The organism is Komarekiella delphini-convector SJRDD-AB1 (assembly GCF_014831675.1).
Taxonomy (GTDB): domain Bacteria; phylum Cyanobacteriota; class Cyanobacteriia; order Cyanobacteriales; family Nostocaceae; genus Komarekiella.
The window spans coordinates 385,849-407,098 of record NZ_VJXY01000001.1; the positions used below are offsets into that span (position 1 = coordinate 385,849).

At 40.4% G+C, this 21,250-nt stretch carries 10 protein-coding genes and 1 pseudogene; 4 read left to right on the top strand and 7 right to left on the bottom strand.

Translation table 11 applies throughout. The features are described 5' to 3' along the window. Positions 1 to 150: 150 nt before the first annotated feature. Positions 151 to 1,380, top strand: a complete 1,230-nt coding sequence (locus FNW02_RS01720; RefSeq protein ID WP_191755858.1) for a tetratricopeptide repeat protein — start codon at positions 151 to 153, stop codon at positions 1,378 to 1,380. Positions 1,381 to 1,425: 45 nt separating this feature from the next. Further along, on the top strand, positions 1,426 to 2,418 hold the full coding sequence (locus FNW02_RS01725; RefSeq protein ID WP_191755859.1) for an NAD-dependent epimerase/dehydratase family protein: 993 nt from the start codon (positions 1,426 to 1,428) through the stop codon (positions 2,416 to 2,418). A gap of 768 nt (positions 2,419 to 3,186) precedes the next feature. Here FNW02_RS01725 and FNW02_RS01730 read toward each other — a convergent pair. The 7 genes from FNW02_RS01730 to FNW02_RS01760 form a co-directional block, all read right to left on the bottom strand. Further along, the gene (locus FNW02_RS01730) at positions 3,187 to 4,446 is read right to left on the bottom strand and encodes a glycosyltransferase (RefSeq protein ID WP_191755860.1); all 1,260 of its coding nucleotides are present in this window, start codon (positions 4,444 to 4,446) and stop codon (positions 3,187 to 3,189) included. A gap of 231 nt (positions 4,447 to 4,677) precedes the next feature. Continuing rightward, positions 4,678 to 5,937: a glycosyltransferase family 2 protein gene (locus tag FNW02_RS01735; RefSeq protein ID WP_191755861.1), complete on the bottom strand. Its 1,260-nt coding sequence runs from the start codon at positions 5,935 to 5,937 to the stop codon at positions 4,678 to 4,680. Positions 5,938 to 6,113: 176 nt separating this feature from the next. Then, positions 6,114 to 6,581 (bottom strand): DUF2141 domain-containing protein, encoded by a 468-nt coding sequence (locus tag FNW02_RS01740; protein ID WP_191755862.1) that lies wholly within the window; start codon positions 6,579 to 6,581, stop codon positions 6,114 to 6,116. 114 nt (positions 6,582 to 6,695) lie between these two features. Then, positions 6,696 to 7,679: a glycosyltransferase family 2 protein gene (locus tag FNW02_RS01745; RefSeq protein ID WP_191755863.1), complete on the bottom strand. Its 984-nt coding sequence runs from the start codon at positions 7,677 to 7,679 to the stop codon at positions 6,696 to 6,698. A 301-nt stretch (positions 7,680 to 7,980) separates the two neighbouring features. Then, positions 7,981 to 8,982 carry an NAD-dependent epimerase/dehydratase family protein gene (locus tag FNW02_RS01750; RefSeq protein ID WP_191755864.1) on the bottom strand — a complete coding sequence of 334 codons (1,002 nt, stop codon included), beginning with the start codon at positions 8,980 to 8,982 and terminating at the stop codon, positions 7,981 to 7,983. A 135-nt stretch (positions 8,983 to 9,117) separates the two neighbouring features. Further along, positions 9,118 to 10,296 (bottom strand): ABC transporter permease DevC, encoded by a 1,179-nt coding sequence (gene devC, locus FNW02_RS01755; RefSeq protein ID WP_191755865.1) that lies wholly within the window; start codon positions 10,294 to 10,296, stop codon positions 9,118 to 9,120. A 115-nt stretch (positions 10,297 to 10,411) separates the two neighbouring features. After that, positions 10,412 to 11,617, bottom strand: a complete 1,206-nt coding sequence (locus FNW02_RS01760; RefSeq protein ID WP_191755866.1) for an ABC exporter membrane fusion protein — start codon at positions 11,615 to 11,617, stop codon at positions 10,412 to 10,414. A 2,218-nt stretch (positions 11,618 to 13,835) separates the two neighbouring features. Here FNW02_RS01760 and FNW02_RS01770 point away from each other — a divergent pair. Together FNW02_RS01770 and FNW02_RS01775 are read left to right on the top strand one after the other, a co-directional pair. Continuing rightward, positions 13,836 to 18,527 (top strand): annotated as a pseudogene (locus FNW02_RS01770) (beta-ketoacyl synthase N-terminal-like domain-containing protein); the annotation flags it as partial. Between the two features lie 909 nt (positions 18,528 to 19,436). After that, positions 19,437 to 21,167 carry an SDR family NAD(P)-dependent oxidoreductase gene (locus tag FNW02_RS01775; protein WP_191755869.1) on the top strand — a complete coding sequence of 577 codons (1,731 nt, stop codon included), beginning with the start codon at positions 19,437 to 19,439 and terminating at the stop codon, positions 21,165 to 21,167. Positions 21,168 to 21,250 lie beyond the last annotated feature (83 nt).

A 21,250-nucleotide genomic window follows, 5' to 3' on the forward strand; every position in this document is an offset into this window, starting at 1 on the left:
GGCAGGGGGCAGGGGGCAAATGAAGGGAATAACTCTTGACCGTTGACTTTTGACCTTGACCTTTGGCTGTTGTCTCCTGACTCCTGACTCCTTTCTCCTAACTCCTTTCTCCTGACAAATGCAACTTACTCAAAGCAAGGTAAAGTATTGATGCTAAAGCGATTAATTGTTATTGTTACTGCCGCTACATTCTTTAGCAGTTCCTTGACGCTGGCACAGAGTAAAAAGCCCAAGGAGCCTGATAAATTTCCTCCGAGTCCGCTAGAAATTACTACACCCGATCCACTGCTACCACCTTTGCGTGATAAGCAGCCGTTAACTCCGGGTGAAAAGCAGAAGTTGGAGGTGGCGCTGGATGAGTTAAACCAAGAAGCTGCGGCAAAACTGCAAGCAGGGGATAAGGTGGGAGCGTTTGAAATTTGGAATCGAGAACTGCGCTTGCGGCGGTTTTTAGGTGCATTAGCAGAAGTGCAAGCACTATCACGAGTAGGTGCGATCGCCTGGAATCAAAACGATCGCCAAGAATTACAATATATTACTCAGCGCTTGCAAGCAATTCAAAAGCAAGCACAACCTAAAAAAACAGATACTCAAAAAAATGTCGATATAGAACTTTTGCGATCGTTAGGTGAAGCTTACCAAAATGTGCGATTGCCCAAACTAGCCGTAGAAGTTTATGAGCAAGTTTTGGCAGTGGTGCGACAACAAAATCCAGCAGCGCTAGTAGAAACTCTCAAGACGCTTGGGGAACTGAATTTGAGTTGGTTTGATTATCCCAAAGCTGCAACTACCTACGAGGAATTGTTAGCTTTAGCTACTTCTAAAGGCGATCGCCTGAATGAGTTAGCATACTTGAAACAACTCGCTTATATTTACAAGCAAGTAAAACAACCCCAGCAGGCAATTAATGTACAGAATAAGCTAGCTGAAATTTACATAAATGAAAATAATCTTACTGAAATCCCAGAATTGAAGCTAGCGATCGCTTCAGAATATGAATCCCTAGCAAAGGAAAATCCCAGTTTATTGCAACAAGCTTTTCAAAACTATCAAGAAGCTTACACTACAGCTTGGCAATTGCAGCAATATGTTCGTGCTGGTGAAGCTTTGCAGAAGTTAATCACACTGTACCGTTCTCAAGGACAAACAGACGAGGCTTTGCAAGCTAGCCAAATTCTCGTGGGAATTGAGGAGCGAGCTGTTAACTTTTACGGAATGATGCAAGCATATGACCAAATTGGTCAATTGTATTTAGAACGTAAAGAATATCCTCAAGCACTAACAGCTTTTCAAAAAGGGTTAGAACTAGCGAAACAGATCAAACATAAGGAAACATACTTTACTGGGCAAATTGAAAAACTGTCGAAAACAAATTTTTAATTGATCCCGTCAAGTATAAAATTTGATGAGCTATAACTTTCAAATATGTTGGAAAATAAAGAATTTTCAGACGAAAACAACTCTTCAGTTAAAAATATCTTGCTCCTAGGCGCAACTGGCTATATTGGTGGAGCGTTGTGCCGTAAGCTTCATCAAACGCCGGATTTTTCCGTCTTCGCGCTTGTGCGTCCAAGCAGTGATATTGAGGCTATCAAGCCGTTTTGTCAGGAAATAATCTGCTCCAAAGGAGTAGAAATTGCTAAAAATGATGTCGAAGAAGCAATTCGCAAACATGATGTTAAAACAATAATTAATTTGGCGTGGCACATGCCCCCAGAATTAACTAAAGAAGCTCAATTTGAAAAAGATCGTATAGCATTAGAAGCAGCTTTACACAGTGCTAGAGCAGTTTCACCAGATATTCACGTAATCGCAACCAGTGGAAATTTCTCTTTGATAACCGCTGATGGAGGACGAATAACAGAAACACCTCCGCACGAAGGTTTTGAAAAGCCTGACTATGCCGCGTGGATTGATTTAATAGTAAGCGTCAATTTGATGAAGGATAGACTAGTAGAGGAACATATAAACAATGGAGGTAACGCATCTATTGTTTATCCCTCATCAGTATATGGTTCGTCGCCAACCCGTGGGAGTTTCTGGGATTTTGCAATTCAGCAGTTTATTACGGGGAAACCACATCAGGGTTATCAACCGTTTCCACCAGACTTTATGACGGCGTGGATTCACGTTGAAGATTTAGCAGATTGCTATATCGCTGCTGCACGAAGAAGTTGCAAAGGAGAGCATTATCTCGCAGCAGGTGAAAATCTAAGTATTAGCCAGATGGCAAATTTGTTTGCGGAAGCTGCTCAGATAAAGTTCCAGTGGACAAGATTTGAAAATAAATATAATGTGGTATTTGATGATTCTCATACCCGAAAAATACTTCAACTTAAATGGAAGTATAAAGTAGCTGATCAGGTTAAATCTTGGGTAGAGCGAATTAAAGAGTTAGGGACTTATTTCTTAGAGTAGATATGAGCAATAGACTTGACAAATTTTGTAGTTTTTACAGATAATACCAATTTAAAAAAAGAATGTGACAGATAGACTATGTAGAGACGTTGCAATGCAACATCTCTACCAAGGATTTGTTGCAATCATTAATTGAATAGGTATAAGCCAAAGATTTATCACAGTACAAAGTAATACTGACAAAGAAGATAGATTTGAGACTAAATAAATAAAGTCCGCTTTCGCGGACTTTGGACATTGGATAAGGTTAAGTTGTCACCAAGAGCGTCTATCAAGATGTTAGACCTAATGTTTATTATTCATGACTAAACTTTAAAAATCAAGCTTTCACAATCAAGTATTAGGACTTAACTCCTTAATTTATGTCTTTTAATAATGTTAGTTTAAAATAAGTTTTACTGAGTTTTTATGACGTAAATAATTAATCTAAAACCCTTGATTAGTAAAAGGATTTGCGAAGTATGAAGCACTATAAATTATCTAAAAACTAGTAATTTATATTACTAAATTATCAGACATAAATATTTGAGTTATGTCGTTTTTTTTCAGATAATAATATTTTTATTCTCTCTGCTGCACCAAAACTTGCAGCCCAAAAATTTAAGCGATCGCCAACTAAAAATAAAGTAATGTAATTTTGTCCATAGTGAGCGATTTATCGTTATATTTCAGTCCCTAAGCGTAGAATTTAGCTTCTAGCCCGGAAATAATCCGGGCGGGATATGAAGCTAATTGAGAATTTGGCAAAATCTCAGTTGAATGAGACTCTCATACTGCCTGAACTTTCTTTGATATTTCAACGATCTGGTAAAGCTTGTCTTCAAACTTTTGCATACATGCCGACCAATCGAATTCGAGTATAGAGGGACGAGCCTGCCGAGTCAAATCTGCTTTCAGGTCGGGATTTTCTAGAATTGTAATCACCTTCTGGGCGAAATCTGCCGGGTTGTTGGGTTCAGCCAGGAAGCCGTTGTGTCCAGGGAATACCTGCTCTGAAGTTGAGGGAGCAAGCGCAGCAACTACAGGGGTTCCAGACGCCAGCGCTTCGTTGTTTGTAGTGCAGAAGTTCTCAGTGACGGATGGATTAACAAATACATCCGCTCTAGCAAACCAACCTAAAAGTTCTGCGCCGTGGGATTCACCCCACATAGTAATTCCAGATTTAAACTTTTGAGCACGCTCACGAATTTCTTCATCTTGAGGGCCGCTACCAACAATAACTAGATGGACATCAGGAATTTTAGCAGCGATGAGCGGATATGCATCTAGAAGTTGGCTGACATTCTTCTCCGCAGTAATGCGTCCAACAAATAGTAGAGTTGGTCGATGGTCATTGGGAATCGGATTATAACAAATATTTCGCGGATGAAATTTTTCGCAATCGATGCCTTGATAGGGAAGATATTCAGCGCGTTGGCATTTCATCTCCCTGTACTTAATCAACTGTTCTTGGGAAGAAAAGTAATTGAAGTCGTAAGACTCAGTAAATTGCTTGATTAAAGCCGGAATAATTGGACGCACCAAGCTAAAAAACTGATCTCCCAAATAATATTTGATATAGGCAACGATATCAGTATGGAAAAGCGAGATTATTGGCGTGCCTGTTCGCCTTGCGTATTCAGTGCCAACAGGGCGACCATAACCTTGCAACAAAAGTGAGTACAATCCTCTCATTTGCGCCGCTTCTTCAACCACTACAACATCAGGCTGAAAGTTCTCAAGTAACTTGGTATCACTCCAATGTCGATAGTTCAACGGTTGGGGCAGAGATTTGTAGAAAATTAGCGGCTTGGTGGGGAATGCATAAGCAGAAAAGTTGGGGAAGGGCTGTAGTTCATCCAGTCCTTGCATCGGACGTTTGCCAACTTTTTCGGGGTACTGGTCGTTGATTTGAGGGTGGACAAGTAAGACTTCATGTCCTTGTTGTAATAACCAGCGAACTCGTTGGTGTACTGCAACCGAAACCCCTGTCAAGAACGGCGCATATAATCCTGTAAACAGCGCAATCCGAAGAGGTGGTGTTTTCATAGTGCAAGATAATGCTTTTCTATTTTTTAATTTGTCATTTCTTACAAAGTTCTGATCTAAGGAAGCCTTAGCTCAGACTTTGCGCTTTGTCATTTGTCATTTGTTATTTGTTATTTGTTTTAATACCAATTCTTTAAATTAAGGCTACAGGTGCTTTATTTAAAAATCTAAGAATTACAAATTGGTATTAATTGGTTGTAACGATAAACTAATGACTAATGACCAATGACGTTAAAGAGAAGCCTTACTATCAACAGGTTGATCCAACCACTGATAAGGGCGGTATTCAACTAGTCGGATATTCCAGGGCCCTTTAACTCGATAGCTGACACCGCGCCAGGTGACTGTTGATATCCACAGTGATGATACTAGCGCTAACCCATAAACCCACTGTGTCAGAGGAATCCCAATCAACATTTTGATGATTGTGGTAGCCGATAATTCTGTCATCGGCTGCTCATTCAAGCGAATTACTTGCTGTACACCATACTCTACGATAAGCATTAGCAAAAGTAATCCTATGGTATAGATGCTATAGCTTTGAAATAAAAGAGCCGCTGTTTCCCATTGTGTCTCTAACAATGACTCTAAGAATAAAACTATGGCTGTAGTAGGAAACAGTATGCTAGAAATCGCTTCACTAACTAAAGCTAACCAATGCGGGTGATAAAATCGAGAACAAACCATCAGGCGTTTGAGATGATCTAGTAAGCTCGGTAAATCACTTTCTTCCCGATTGACTATTAATAAAGAAGGCACAAACTTTACCCGTAAACCTTGTTTTTTCAAGGCTTTATGGATCATGAGATCTTCGCCTAAAGCTTGTGCCCATTTATCTAGCAATCCTGTTTGGCGAAGTACTTCTGTTTTTACAGCCAAAGTCCCACCCCAAGGAATTTGGAAGAGGAACATTTGCACCACTGTAGATACGTTACCTATGTACCGTACCAAAGATCCCCAATGCTTACCTGTTGGCACATACCAACGGTTTCCCGTTGTTGCTCCCACTTTGGCATCAGCTAGAGGACTGACTAATTCTCGCAGCCAATTGGGATGGACTATTGTATCGGCATCTACTAAGGCAACTACCTTGTAGGAATCGTCCAACTCACGAACAGCTTGCACTAGGGAACTGCATTTGAGGCTACAATTGTTGCGTACGATTCTCAGAGGGCTAATTTGAACGTTGCTCGCTTCTTGCTCTGTGATGGTATTGCTGGCAATTTTCCAAGCAGGATCTTCGTGACTATCAACAATCAGCTTTAAATCATAGTTTGGGTAATTCTGGTTGAGGAGCGATCGCAAACAGTTGGGTAAAAAAGGATCGGCTCCACGTAAGCAAAGAATCACTGCTGTTTTAGGCAACTGGTCATCTGGTAATAAGTTTTTTTGGGACAAGCGCAGATACCATATAAAGACAAGTGTAAAAAACACCTGAATAGCCAGCCAACTTAGCAAAGACTTAGACAGAAATATCGTCAAATCTTTCATTAAATTTTAGTCTCCGGCAGAATATCGGCTTGTTTGTAGCGGCGGTTAATTGCCTGTGATGTGCTCTGGTGTGGGAGTTAGGAGTCAGGAGTTAGGAGTTAGGAGATTTCTGTACTTTTGGCTCCTGGCTGCTTAATTGGTAATAGTAGAAAAGCTATTACCAATTACTTTTTTATTTATGGATCTAGCGAATATTTCATGACAATGTTGAGTGTTGTATTTTTGCTCACCGCAACACTAGCATCACGAAACTTTGGTGTTCCTGTTTGGATTGAGACAGTGGGATTTTTGGAAATGCCAAAACCTTCTTTGGGAATACCGAAAAAGTCTGTATTGAGTTTGCGATCGCCATTTTGATCGTCAACTACAGCGACAGCATAAGCGCCCGGTTTTAAGCCAGAAAACACTTTTTTGACAGAATTTCCGGTAATTTTAGCGCAGCCACTTTGAACTTCACTGGTATCACTCAGAGGAAATCCTTCCTCATTTGCGAAAACTCTAAAACAAATCTCACCTTTTTGGTGACGGATGCCATTTACTGCAATAGTCAGGGTTGCAGTTTGCTCAGCATGTACGGTTTCAGCGAGGCTGAGGCTCATTAAAGTAGCAAGCAAAAGGTGATGGAGTTGAGATATTTTCAGCATAATCTGGTAATGAAAAAAGGTAGTTTTTGATTTTGTCTTGGTGCTCAGAAAAAACTGCATTAGTCGCAGATTTTGGCGCAGCGATCGCTAGGTTTTATTTCTGGCGATATTAGTTCAAAAGGTAACTTGCTGTTTCTTCGTTGATAGTATTTGCCACCGTTCCCAAAGTATTTGAATAACTCTCAGCAAATCTTCCAGAAGAAGATATTCTGTACCTTTTAACTGCGTATATAAACTTAGATGGCAACGTAATCGCTCATACAAACTCAGTTGAAACAGCCATATAGAGCGTGAATACTCCCATAAAATTGTCCAATGGGGCAACAAAATTTTCCCCTCATTTGCTGAATCAAACCACACTGAATAAGCATATAAATCAGACTTCATCCTCAATAATTCTTTTGGATTATCGTTAATAACCAACAAGTAATTGGGACAGAACATACTCATTGATTGTTGCGGATGGTATCTGGCAAAAAAGAGGTATTCTGGAATTTCATAAAACCGACCAAGAAGACTAAGCCTTAACAACAAAGTTGCGTCTGCTTGAGCGTAACTACCCATAGGTGGTACTATCCTCAAGGCACTGGCGCGGATTACCCCGTAACATTGATAATTTACATGCCTACTCAGTAATTCGTGAAAACGCTTGTGTGGTTGTAGTGAATCTGTCTTGAATTTAATATCGTAATTTTGGATAAATTTTCCATGTTCGTTAATGAAATACGCATGGGAATGGCACAAAATTACGGTAGGGTCTTTATCAAGTATCTCCACACATTTTATGAGAAAATCAGGCGCGTGCAAGTCATCATAGGCTGCCCACTTAAAGTATTCACCTGAAGATAATTCAAAGGTACGATTGAAATTACAGGCGCAACCTATATTCTTTTGATTGCGGTAATAACGTATACGTTGGTCTTGAGCTGCATAAGCTCTACAAATTTCCTCAGTTTTATCTGTAGATGCATTATCTGAAATAATTAGCTCAAAATCTTCAAAGGTTTGAGCCAAGAGTGAATCTATGGCTTCTTTGATAAACTTTTCACCATTGTATACAGGTAATCCAATACTCAATCGCGGCTGATTATTGCTCATGATCAACAATGTTTTGGAAAATCCATAGTTTATTGTATCAATTTGTGAATATCTGTCTTTTCAGTCATTTATATATTCACTAAAATCTCGCGTTTCGATAAATTATTGCTCTCTAATTAAATAAATTTTGTGCTTTATTGATGTAATAAGTAGATGCAAAAGGCATAAAATCTATCACTAGAAAGATGGCATTAATCAAATGCTCATTTTTGGTCTAGTAAAATAAATTTTGGTAAAGTTATTTTGATATGAAACTATAGTTCGTAGTTAGCACTTCAGCGCTAACTACAAACTCATCTCATTACTGAAGCAACTTTTGAATATCTGTTTCTTGCAGCCATTCATGTGTTCGCTGCATTCCTTCTTCTAAATCAATTGTTGGTTTAAAATTTAACAAGCTTTGTGCTTTGGCAATAGAACAGGCATAGGGACGAGTCATAAAATCTATAGACTCCGGTAGAATATCCACTTTTTTCCGAAACAGCTTTTGTCCTTGGACACGCAACCGTAGAAACAATTTGATTTCATCTTTTGGTAATGAAAGCGGTGCAGGTAAACTTTCCATTGCTGCTAAGCGCATAAAATACTCTTTCCAGGAAGTTTCTTGTCCGTCGGTGATATTAAATATTTCACCGTAAGGTTCTTTTTCTATTGCCAGAAAGATGCCATCGATGAGATTGTCTATATACACATGATTTATCACTCCTTTGCCATCGTTAGCATAGGCGAATAATTTTTGGCGCATCATGTGAATTGGTCGGACTATCCAGGGAATACTCCCAGGGCCGTAAATATCTCCGGCTCGAATGATAATAATGCCAAAATCTGGTGAAGCATTTAGTTCTAAAAGTGCTGTTTCGGCTTCTATTTTTGTTTGACAATAGGGATTATTATCGCCAGATATCGGCCCGGATTCTGTAACGCCATCAGGATAATCAAAACCGTAGACCATCACACTAGAGAGATGCACAAATGTTTTGACACCAGCATCTTTAGCAGCTTTAGCCATGTTGATACTACCGCCAACATTGATTTCTCGAAAATCATTAATTGAGCCTGCTTCCTGAGCAATTTGAGCGGTATGTAAAACGATATCTACTCCCTGACAAGCCTTTTTGGCAGTGGTAGGATCTGTAATGTTGCCAACAATTACATCAATACCTAAATCATGCGCTTTTTTGTCCTGTTCTGTGGAATGTAAACCACGAACTTTCATTCCCTGCGCTATGGCTAACTCGGCTGTACGTAAACCGATAAATTCGTCAATATCGGTAATCAGAAGAGTTTTGTTTTTGAGGTTCATATGGCAGGCTTAATTGGTAGATTGATTTGTGTTTAATTTGTCAGTTATAAGACTGTGATCCGCCATAGTAATTAGTACAGCGATCGCTTGCTTATTTGCATATATAATTGGATAATTTTTATTACTACGAATTGTCTAGAAAATATCTCCCGGATCTGCGGAACGAAGTTTATTAATCGCCAGCGCTCCAGAAGTTATGCACATGAGAATTGTTGATGTCAGGACAATTACTGCATTATTCACAGTCATAATTATTGGCAATTTAGTAGCTTTCATAGCAAAGTCATATAAAGCTACCGAAGCAAGAAATCCTGGAATATAACTCAAGATTGCCAAGATTAAAGCTTGCTGAAAAACCACATTTAGTAAATAATTATTTGCATAACCTATTGCTTTTAAAGTGGCGTAAGCAATGAACTGTGTAGCAATGTTGCTGTAAAGAATTTGATAGACAATAACCACACCAACGACAGCAGCCATTGTCAGCATCAAGTTAAGAATAAAACCAATAGGTGTTCTGACAGACCAATATTTTTTCTCAAAATCAATGAAGCCTTGACGAGTAAAAACTTGGATATCATTAGGTAAACTGGCTTGCAAATTTTTCAGTACTTTTTCTGGTTCAGCACCAGGTTTAAGAGTGATCACACCAACATCTATCATTTCTGCCGGGCGGCTATTTGGATTTATTCTCAGAAAAGTAGAGTCACTGACAATTAAATTGCCATCTACTCCAAAGGAAGGGCCTAAGCTAAATAAGCCACCAACTCTTACCCTATAGCCAATTAATGAATTAAAGGGAAATATTTCAATTGTCTGCTCAGAATCTCCCACATTAAATTGTTCAGCAATTGGCCCAAACTCTGTACGAGAATCCCGGTCAAAAAGCATGACATCAGGAATTTTTAGTTTATCTAAATTTCTATCAACCTCTGGAATATCCATCACAGGGTTTCCTGGATCGAAACCAATAACATATATTGAATATTTCTCTCCAGTTGCCGGATTTTTCAGTTTTGCAAACTGTAAATACATGGGGCTAACTGACTCTACACCATCAAACCCCAGAGCTTGATACAAACGAGTTCGTGAAAAGCTTTGATTTGAGGTCAAAGATTTATACTGCGAACTGACTAAAAATAAGTCTCCTCGCAGATTTTGATGCACTGCGGTGGCGCTAGAATAAAGAGCATCTTGGAAACCAAGTTGCACAAACATTAACAACACAATAAAAGCAATACCCGCTACAGCTACTACAAAACGCACTTTTTGTTGAGCTAGCTGTAGCCATGCCAAAGGAATCTTAAAATTCATGGATTTACTTGTTATTTGTTATTTGTCATTTGTGATTGGTTGTAACCACTGATTAATAACTGTTGACTGTTGACTGTTGACTGTTGACTGTTGACTGTTGACTGTTGACTGTTGACTATATTTGAATCGCAACATCTACCTGCAAGTTAGTTAAACGAGCCACCCGTTCACTATCTGCGGGATTATCGATGGAGATTTTGACCTCAACTATTCTGCGGTCTGTGTCTGAGCCGGGGTTAAGGCTGAAGATGCTTTGTTTGTCAACTTGCCAACCGATTTCTTTTACAGTTCCTTGTAATACTCCAGTAAATGCAGTGCTGGTAATGGTGGCTTTTTGTCCTACACGCACCTTTTGAACATCGGTTTGGTACACCTCTGCAATCACATACATCTGAGAGGTTTTACCTATCTCAGCAAATCCTGTATTAGTGATAACTTCTCCGGTTTTGGCATGAATTTTCAAAATTTTGCCATTTATGGGAGATTTGATATAGGTTAACTCTTGGTCTGCTTTTGCTTGTCTAATACTTGTCACAGCACTGTTGACATCGGCTTGCGCTACTTCAACATCTACAGTACGTACTTCGCTAATACTGTTGAGTTGAGCTTGTGCTTGCTTTTGTTGTTCTTGGAAAGTGTCCTGAGTCCGTTTGAGAGTGGCTTGAGCTTCTGTTAATTGCTGTTGTGCAGTTGTCAGTTCCAAAGCTTTAGTATCTGCTACGGAAGCTGCGATCGCACCTTGTCTGTATAACTGCTGATATCGATCATTCTCGGCTTGAGCGTTGTTTACCTGAGCCTGGATACGCGCAATTGTCGCCTCTTGTGTTGCAATGTCTCCTTTGAATTGAGACTCTAAAGTAGCGATCGCTGCTTCTTGAGCATTGATGTCTCCGGTTTTCGCCCCAGATTTGACTTGCGCTAGTTTAGCTTTAGCAACTTGCAGTTTATCTAAAGCTTGTTGTAGAGCTGCTGTAGAGCGAGTATAGTCTTCCAAATAAGCTAATACTTGTCCTGCTCTAACTTCGTCTCCTTCCTTAACCAAAAGTCTGTCTACTCGTACACCACTATTAGAATTAGGAGCAGACAAAGAGGTAATTTCGCCTTCTGGTTGCAAACGTCCTAGTGCAGTCACAGCAACTTTTACCGGAGTCACAGCCTTTGGTGGATTCGCCGGAGGTGTCTGAACTTTAGGTTTAGACCAAAATGGTGAAAAACTGTAAAAAGATACTAGTCCGGTAGCTAAAAGTATAGAGGTTGCCAATATTACTCGCCACCGACCTACGTGTTTTGTGAATAATCGGCTTTCTTTATTTACTGCCATATTTTTATTCCAATTCTGTTTTACCAAGGGATAGCCTAAATAGCTACATCAGTCGATTAGAACAGACTCATTCGATTAACTAAGAGGGCTTTTCCTCTGCGGTTTTACCTGAAGACATCAAAGAAGTCTAATTGGTTTTATATGAATTGTTGTACACCTTTACAGCCGCCATAAAGCACTAGGTTGGCGTCAAAATTAATAGTGGCGTTACTCCAAAGCTTCCTAAGTTTTATCCTAATTTGACCTCGAACCCAGTAGCGTAAAATACAATAGCGCTAGCTAAAAAAATTAAATCTCAAAAAGAATGAAGCGCTGGGAAAACTCGGATAAACTTATGTTCAAGTATGGCAAGAAAACTGCATTTTGTCAATCGGTTAATTCTATCTAATTTTCAATAGAATTACTATAATGTTTGTCATGGAAATAATTAAAGACTCAGAAAAACTACTCATCTAATAATTATCATTACAACAGATTATTAATTATCAATTGACTTTAATATTACTAGCAGATTATTGTTAGCATAGTTGTGTAGTATGAGACATTATCATCAGTTTTACTAACAGTAATAAAAGATATAAGGATAGGACGTACTTGTTTTGTTGGGGATGAGTTAACTGTAGAGACGTTGCAATGCAATGTCTCTACGAAATAATGGGTTTTTTCGCTGAATCGGTGTTCTAGTGGTATTCTGCGGTAGCAGAAGTGGACTGGAGAACGGCCCCCAAAGACATCCCCGTCAAGTTATTAGCATTATTGAAAAGAATTTCTCAGATTTACTGCGTCTCTTCTGCGAGTCATACCATTTTACGAAATTCTTGATACAAATCACTAAACAGTGAACAGTAAACAGTAAACAGTAAACAGGTGGGAGATTTAAACCCGCCAGATAGCGCCTGCGACTAATCGGGTTTGGGTTATTAGTTTTCAGTTGGAAGTGAGCACCCCCTTAGTGGTTCTCCTTAAACCCAATTATCTTGGCTGATTATTGTTTATCGTTTACTGATAACTGTAGGCGATAGCCCCCTCTATAGACATTCCCAGCCGCAGACTGGGAGCGAATAAACTTAAAAATGAAATCATTATTATGTTTATCACGCAACATATTAAAAATTAATATTTGCTTTATAAACAACCACTTTAGTTCTTAAATTGATTTAAATTAAAAATTCATCAAAAATCTTTGCTCAATTATGATGTTCCTCTGAGAAAAAGACACTTGTGGCTATTCAACTTATCTATGTATTCATTGAATTGTTACTTGTTAGACAATATGTTTGCGTTGTTAACTTAATCAAGAGAAAATTTATGAATTACCCGCAAAAAACAAAATTACTTACTAGAATCAAAGTCATAAATTATACTTTTTTCTAGAAAATTATTCAAAAATTACATCAGCGAGAAGTTATTTTATTTATAAAATAAATTTAAAGTAATGATTTAGTTTCTATAAAGTATGCTAGGGTTTTTATTAATTCAATGCTTCAAAGCGGTCAGATAAATTAGTTATTTAATTTATATTTTAAAAACAGAAATAACTAAATCTAACTACTTTGTCATTACCTTTAGACCATTTATGTAGTTGTTCATATTGCACAAATTTTGATTATAGGTAATGTCTTTTCTGTAACGAACTTGTCTTCTTTTTGTGGTCAAATTCCATAAGATAATTATCCTGGATGTCGAAACTGGCTATGACATTTTTCAAGATACAGAACGTTGTCATTAATACCAGCTATATTGCTGCAATTAGGCTAGAAAATCAAACTAGTTCAGGAGAAAAAAGCGTTTCTGTTCTAATAGCTGCTACTAAGTTTCCATTGCTCCAGTGGGATGCCATTTATAAAAAGGTCTCGGGAAAACCGATTCCTTCTAAGGATGGGATAAAAGACGCCCCGATGCCGTTGACGGTTAACAGTTAACAGTCAACAGTCGACAACATCGTTGACCTATTACCACAATACCAAGAGTCAAGCTCTGTATAACATTCTGACGCGATCGCTGTATGCCATGCCTATAAATCTGTGGCTCTATGAGGGCAGTATGTATCGTGTGGTGTTGATTTGGAGAAAAGCATTTATTCTTGCCTGCGACACGCTACACAAACGTAGATAAGATAGCTAGCTGCTTGTAATAAAAAGTAGCCCCTCATTGTTCGTAGGTAACAGAAATTACTGTCGCTACACAATCCACAGTACTCAAGATTAGTCTATGTCCTATGCCTGCTTATTCAATTGATACTGCCTTAGCAGAGTTAGAAGCTCAGATCAACAATTGTGAAAAGGATTTGATTAGGTCTATAGAAGGAAAGAAAATGAAATCAGAAAAATCAGTGTCAATCAACAAAATTAACAGACAACTGCAACATAATCCTATAGCGATCGTTGGGATGGCATCTCTATTACCCAAAGCCAGAAATTTGCGAGAATACTGGCAAAATATAGTCAACAAAATTGATTGTATTACTGATGTTCCATCCACTCACTGGAGCGTAGAAGATTACTACGATCCAAATCCGAGAACTTCCGAAGATAAAACCTATTGTAAAAGAGGTGGGTTTATTCCAGAAGTGGATTTTAACCCAATGGAATTTGGTATACCACCAAGCATTTTAGAAGTCACAGATGTATCGCAACTATTAAGTTTAGTAGTTGCAAAAGAGGCGATGGAAGATGCAGGTTACGGAGAACAACGTGACTTTAATCGCGAGATGGTTGGCGTCATCTTAGGTGTGGCAATGGCCAAGCAATTGGGAATGCCACTTTCTGCCAGATTAGAGTATCCCATTTGGGAAAAAGCTCTTAAAAGTAGCGGCTTATCTGATGAAGATACGCAAAAAATCGTCGATAAAATCAAAAGCGCTTATGTGAAGTGGGATGAGAATGCTTTCCCAGGGATGTTAGCTAACGTAGTCGCCGGCAGAATTGCCAATCGCCTGAATTTTGGCGGGATGAACTGTGTAGTTGATGCTGCTTGTGCGAGTTCCTTCGGTGCTTTAAAGATGGCAATTAGCGAGCTAGTTGAGCATCGCTCTGACATGATGCTAACTGGTGGTGTTGACACAGACAACACAATCATGGCTTATATATCATTCAGCAAAACACCGGCTGTCTCACCTAGTGAGAATGTCAAACCTTTCGATGCGAAGTCGGATGGGATGATGCTAGGTGAAGGTATCGGCATGATTGTACTCAAACGCCTAGAAGATGCCGAACGCGACAACGACAAAATCTATGCAGTCATCAAGGGGATTGGTACTTCTAGTGATGGGCGTTACAAGAGTATTTATGCCCCTCGCAAAGAAGGCCAAGTTAAAGCTTTAGAGCGTGCTTATGAGGATGCCGGCTTTTCTCCCGCCACAGTTGGTTTGATGGAAGCGCATGGTACAGGTACAATGGCTGGAGATCCAACAGAATTCGGATCTTTAAATGACTTTTTTGCTGAACATGACTCCAAAAAACAACACATTGCTCTAGGCAGTGTGAAATCCCAAATCGGACACACAAAAGCAGCTGCGGGTGCGGCAAGTTTGATTAAAACTGCTTTGGCGCTACATCACAAAGTATTACCACCCACAATTAACATCACTGAGCCGAACCCCAAACTTAATATCAAAAATTCGGCATTTTATTTGAATACAGAAACCAGACCTTGGATTCGCGCAGAAGGCGAAGCACCAAGACGAGCGGGTGTGAGTTCTTTCGGCTTTGGTGGCACTAACTATCACGTCGTTCTCGAAGAATATGGGGAAGAACAAAGCCATGCCTATCGCTTAAATAATGCTGCTAGCGAAGTTCTATTATTTGCTCCCACTCCAGCCCAATTGTTGGCTAAATCTGAAGAGATTTTAGCTAAGTTGCAATCGGATGGGGGTGACAGACACTATGCAGAATTAGTCAAAGAGTGCAAATCGCAAGAGATTCCTCTTTCTAATGCCAGAGTTGGGTTTGTTGCCGAAAATCTGCAAGAAGCTTGCAAGTTCCTGCAAGTTAGCATCGATTGGCTAAAACACAAAGGCTCAGTAGCATCCTGGGAGCATCCCCAAGGAATTTACTATCGTTCCTCTGGGATGAATCTGGGCGGAAAAGTAGTTGCGCTATTTTCTGGACAAGGTTCGCAATATTTGGAAATGGGTCGGGAAGCGGTGATGAACTTTCCGGCTCTGCGGCGTCTTTACGGGCAGATGGATAGCCTGTTACTCAAAGATAATTTGCGGCCAATTTCAGAGATAGTGTTTCCTCATCCTGTGTTTGAAGAAGCAGAAAAGAATGCCCAAATTGCTGCTTTACAACGCACAGAATATGCTCAACCTGCCATCGGGGTGTTTAGCGCTGGGCTTTATTCCATACTGCAACAAGCTGGGTTTAAATCAGATTTTGTCGCGGGACACAGCTTTGGAGAATTAACAGCCTTGTGGGCTGCGGGCGTTTTAAGTGAGGAAGATTACTTGTTCCTAGTGAAGGCTAGGGGTCAAGCAATGGCGGCTCCAGAAGACCCCGATCATGATGCGGGAAGTATGTTGGCTGTCAAAGAAGATATCAGCAAAGTAGAAGTAGTGCTGAGACATTTTCCACAAGTCACGATCGCAAACCAAAACTCTCCAACTCAATTTGTCTTAGCAGGGCCTACCGCCGAAATCGCCAAAGTCCGTCAGGCTCTACACGACAAAGGATATGCGGCTGTTTTATTACCTGTATCAGCAGCTTTCCATACACCGTTAATCGCCTTTGCTCAGAAATCCTTTGCGATCGCTACTAAGGCCGTCACCTTCCAAAATCCTCAAATCCCTGTTTACAGCAACGTCACCAGCAAGCAGTATCCCAAAGAACCGCAAACTATTCAAAAAATCCTAGAAAGCCATCTCTCAAACTCGGTGCTGTTTAAGCAAGAGATTGAAAATATCTATGCAGCCGGTGGTTATTGCTTTGTGGAATTTGGCCCTAGGAGGATTCTCACCAACTTGGTAAAAGATACCCTCGGCGATCGCCCACATCTTACCGTATCCCTAAACCCCAGCACCCAAAAGAATAGCGATCGCTCCTTACGTGAAGCAGTAGTGCAGTTGCGCGTAATTGGTTTGGCTTTGAATAACCTCGATCCCTACCAACTTCCTCAAACACTACCCGCAATTGAGAACAAGAAAGCCTTAAATGTACGTTTAAACGGCATCAACCATAGATCCGAAAAAACGAAAAATGCCTTTGCTCTAGCTTTGCAGAATGGACACAAAGCAACATTACCTGTCAACAGTCAACAGTTAACAGTCAACAGTCAACAGTCAATAGTTAACAGTCAACAGTTAACAGTCAACAGTCAACACTCTCTAGAAAGTAATGGACATAAAAAAACACCCCCATCAGTGAGCAGTGTGATTAACTCCCCCACTAGTATCACTACTCAACCAGAGCAACAAATGAATCCTGCAACCCTTGCACATCAAACAGCCCAGGAGTCTTACGCCCAGCATCCCGGAGGGAAGATGCAACCAACACCAGAAAAACTTGCAAATTATCAACAGCTTTTAGAAAGTTTAGAATACCTGCTGACACAGTTCCAGCAAAATCAAACGGAGAATTTACAAGTTCACGGAACTTATCTCAACCATCAGATGGAATACGCCAAAACGTTTTTCCAACTAATGCAACAGCAAAATTCTTTGTTGAGTAACAGCAAGTCTTCAATAGAAACTACCAAGCTCAAGCAAGTTGTCATGGAAAGCTTAGAGCGTAGCATGATGCAATTTCACTCTCAACAAGGTGAAACCCTACGCATCCATGAACAATATCTTCGAGAGCAGGTAGAACATACTAAAAACTTTTTCCAACTTATTCAACTAGAGTATTCTCAGCTAATTTCTGGTGATGAAACAACTCAATCTGTGGTGTCCGCTCAACCGCAAGAGACACTCAGCAACGGAGTAAAGGAACGCCATCATTTCGTACCTTTCACCACCGAAACAACTGTTACAGATGCACCTGTATCCCCAACTACCAAGATTGTAGAAAGCCAACCTTTACCTGCGATCGCGCCTGTAGCTAAAAATGGCGTAACTTTTACCCAAGCACCTCTCCCCGCCATTTCCAAGGTAGTTGAGCCGATAGTTGAGATACCCATCCCCCCAGTAGAGCCTGTAGTAGAAGTATCTGTTCCTCCAACAGTAGAGCCTATAGCTGAAGCATCGGTTCCCATAGCAGAACCCCATGCTGAGCTAGCAGTCAAAATTAGCTCGCCACCAGTCAACGAAGTTGTCGCATTTAGTCCAGAACCAGCACCAAGTGCAACCATTGATATTGTTGACTTGGATAAAAACCTGTTAGCCATCACCAGCGACAAAACGGGCTACCCAGTAGAGATGCTGGAAATGGACATGGATATGGAAGCAGATTTAGGGATTGACTCTATCAAACGAGTGGAAATCCTAGGGGCGCTACAGGAGATGTATCCCAACTTACCCAAACCAAACATGGAAGACTTGGGAGAACTACGCACCATCGGGCAAGTTGTAGAGTATCTGCAATCCCATGCTTCTAGAAGTGTTTCTGTAGAAATCGCCATTCACGAAGTACAACACGCAACCGAGACTCCAGAGGTAACGACTGCGCCTGTAGCTGAGGTAATCACTTCACCTGAGCCAAGCGTAGTTGTTGAACTCAACACAGTACAGGAACCTACAGTAAGTAATGAATTCGCAGACTTAGGTCAAACCCTGTTAGCCATTACCAGTGATAAAACTGGTTATCCAGTAGAAATGCTCGAACTGGAAATGGACATGGAAGCAGACTTAGGTATTGACTCCATCAAACGAGTAGAAATCTTGGGGGCGATGCAAGAAATGTACCCCAATCTACCCAAACCAAATATGGAAGATTTGGGAGAACTACGCACCATCGGTCAAATAGTCAATTATCTCCAGCAGTTGGTTGGAGGTGAAAAAAAAAAGTTTGAGCCTGAGTTTGAGCAGCAGCCACCTCAAATAGTCCACAATATTCCACGCCGTCCAGCCAAACTCAAACCCTTAGCGCCACCAGATTATTTGGATTTCAGTTTACCAGAGGGACACGTCGGCTTAATCACCGATGATGGTTCCCTCACTACCTCTAAATTAGCTGAGTCGCTAATTGAGCAAGGCTGGAAGGTAGTAGTTGTGAATTTTCCCCAATCGCTGATTCCCCAACAATCACCTTTACCCGCAGGCGTGACTCGCGTTACCCTAGCAAACTTGAGTGAAGAACATCTTCAACAACAATTGCAGGCGATCGCATCTCACTGCGGGACGATTGGGGCCTTTATCCACCTACATCCTGTATTTACAGCAGACACCGGAAGCATTTCTTATCTGGAACAGGAAAAGGCGATCGTCAAGCACGTCTTTTTGATGGCGAAATATCTCAAACCATCCCTAAATCAAGCGGCGCATCATGGACGTAGTTGCTTCTGCACAGTTGCTCATCTAGATGGAGCCTTTGGCTTAGAGCATCAAGTCAACTTTGGTGCAGTTGGCGCTGGTTTATTCGGATTAACCAAAACCCTGAGATGGGAATGGCCAAAAGTATTTACGCGGGCGATCGACCTAAATCCAGCTATAGACCCCAAACAGTCAGCACAACACATCATCGCCGAGCTTCACGATCCCAATCTTTATATCAGCGAAGTTGGCTACACTTCCCAAGGACGAGTCACCCTCATCGCTAGTTAATTACCTCATCTTCCTCTCTGCGCCTCCGCGGCTCTGCGTGAGCTTATTTTCACCTAACCGCAGAAGACGCAGAGTCACACAGGAAATAAATAATTTGATTTACGCAGATATTCCAGAGGATTTATGACACAAACAGCCCAGCTTAACCCATCATCTGTCTTTGTTGTGAGTGGCGGTGCAAAAGGGATTACGGCTGAGTGTACTATCAAATTGGCACAGCACCAACCCTGCAAATTCATCCTCCTCGGTCGTTCCGAACTATTAGAAACCGAACCAGATTTTGCTCAGGGTTGTTTGGAAGATTCCGCATTGAAAAAACGCATCATGGAGAATCTTCTTGCTCAAGGCGAGAAGCCCACACCGATGAGTGTGCAAAAAGTTTATAACAAGATTACCTCCAGCCGTGAAATCAAAAAAACCCTCTCTTCAATTCAACAAACTGGAGCGCAAGCAGAATATATTAGCGTTGATGTTACAGATACAGCGGCTTTACAGGAAAAATTAGCTACTGCTGTACAACGTTTGGGTACGATTACAGGAATCATCCACGGTGCGGGAAATTTAGCTGATAAGTTAATTGAAAAGAAAACAGAACAGGATTTTGAGAAAGTTTACACCGCCAAAGTTCAAGGTTTAGAAAATCTGTTAGCTTGCATTAATCCCAATCAACTTCAGCACTTAGTTTTGTTTTCTTCCGTAACAGGATTTTACGGTAATGTTGGTCAAACTGATTATGCGATCGCTAACGAAATTCTCAACAAATCAGCTCATTTAATCAAACAAAACTATCCCGCTTGTCATGTAGTAGCAATCAATTGGGGAGCCTGGGACAGTGGTATGGTGTCACCGGAACTCAAAAAAGCTTTTGCGGAAAGAGGAATTGAGGTTATTCCTGTAGATGTTGGGGCACAAATGTTAGTTAATGAACTGCATCCCGCGCATCATGAAAACACACAAGTTGTCATTGGTAGCCCCCTAACTCCGCCTGCAATAGAGTTAGATACTGAACTACGAACCTATCGTATCCGTCGCCAAATGACATTGGAAGCAAATCCATTTTTGCGTGATCACATGATCGCTGGTTATCCAGTTTTACCAGCTACTTGTGCAATGACATGGATTATCAATGCCTGTGAGCAACTTTATCCAGGCTATAGGTTGTTTAGTTACAAAGATTTCAAAGTTTTGAAGGGAATTACTTTCAATGAAAAACTCGCAAAGGAACATGTTTTAGAAATACAAGAAATTTCTAAAGTTAATTATCAAAACATTGAAATTAAGGCTCAAATATGGAGTAAAAATCCAGAAGGCAAAGTTCATTATAACTTTAGTGCTCAACTGAATCTCCAGCGAGAAATTCCCATTGTTCCCACCTACGAATCAATCAATCTTGAGTCGGATAATATTATTACCGCTACAGGAAAAGATTTTTATCAGAATGGGGGAGCTACATTATTTCATGGCCCAGCTTTTCAGGAAGTTAAAAGAGTTTTAAATATTAGTCCTGACAAGATAACTACAGAATGTTTTTGGCAAGGAATCAGCGAACAAGAACAAGGACAATTTCCAGTTCAATGGGTGAATCCTTATACAACTGACTTGAGTATGCACGCTTTATGGATTTGGACACAGCATTTCCATCAAGAAGGTTGCTTACCTGGAAGAGTAGATAAATTTGAACAGTTTGCAGCTGTACCATGCAATGAAACTTTTTATGTTTCTTGTGAAGTAAAAGCCAAAACAGCAAGTAGCGCGATCGCCAACTTTATCATACACGATGCTCAAGGGCAAATTTATTCACAAATGCTCGGAGCTAACGCCATTATTTGGTCTATGAAATTACTCAAAAGCTAGTAGTCTACTAGGTTCGTAGTGAGCGCTTTAGCGCTCAATTCAGCACTTTAGTGCTGACTACAAACATTTTCCTTTTAACACTC

What these genes read in the sequence shown, in the direction of transcription:
- FNW02_RS01750 (WP_191755864.1), bottom strand. Translation starts at nt 8,982, where the DNA reads ATGAACCTCAAAAACAAAACTCTTCTGATTACCGATATTGACGAATTT.
- FNW02_RS01735 (WP_191755861.1), bottom strand. Translation starts at nt 5,937, where the DNA reads ATGAAAGATTTGACGATATTTCTGTCTAAGTCTTTGCTAAGTTGGCTG.
- FNW02_RS01730 (WP_191755860.1), bottom strand. Translation starts at nt 4,446, where the DNA reads ATGAAAACACCACCTCTTCGGATTGCGCTGTTTACAGGATTATATGCG.
- FNW02_RS01740 (WP_191755862.1), bottom strand. Translation starts at nt 6,581, where the DNA reads ATGCTGAAAATATCTCAACTCCATCACCTTTTGCTTGCTACTTTAATG.
- FNW02_RS01720 (WP_191755858.1), top strand. Translation starts at nt 151, where the DNA reads ATGCTAAAGCGATTAATTGTTATTGTTACTGCCGCTACATTCTTTAGC.
- FNW02_RS01760 (WP_191755866.1), bottom strand. Translation starts at nt 11,617, where the DNA reads ATGGCAGTAAATAAAGAAAGCCGATTATTCACAAAACACGTAGGTCGG.
- FNW02_RS01775 (WP_191755869.1), top strand. Translation starts at nt 19,437, where the DNA reads ATGACACAAACAGCCCAGCTTAACCCATCATCTGTCTTTGTTGTGAGT.
- FNW02_RS01725 (WP_191755859.1), top strand. Translation starts at nt 1,426, where the DNA reads ATGTTGGAAAATAAAGAATTTTCAGACGAAAACAACTCTTCAGTTAAA.
- FNW02_RS01745 (WP_191755863.1), bottom strand. Translation starts at nt 7,679, where the DNA reads ATGAGCAATAATCAGCCGCGATTGAGTATTGGATTACCTGTATACAAT.
- devC (WP_191755865.1), bottom strand. Translation starts at nt 10,296, where the DNA reads ATGAATTTTAAGATTCCTTTGGCATGGCTACAGCTAGCTCAACAAAAA.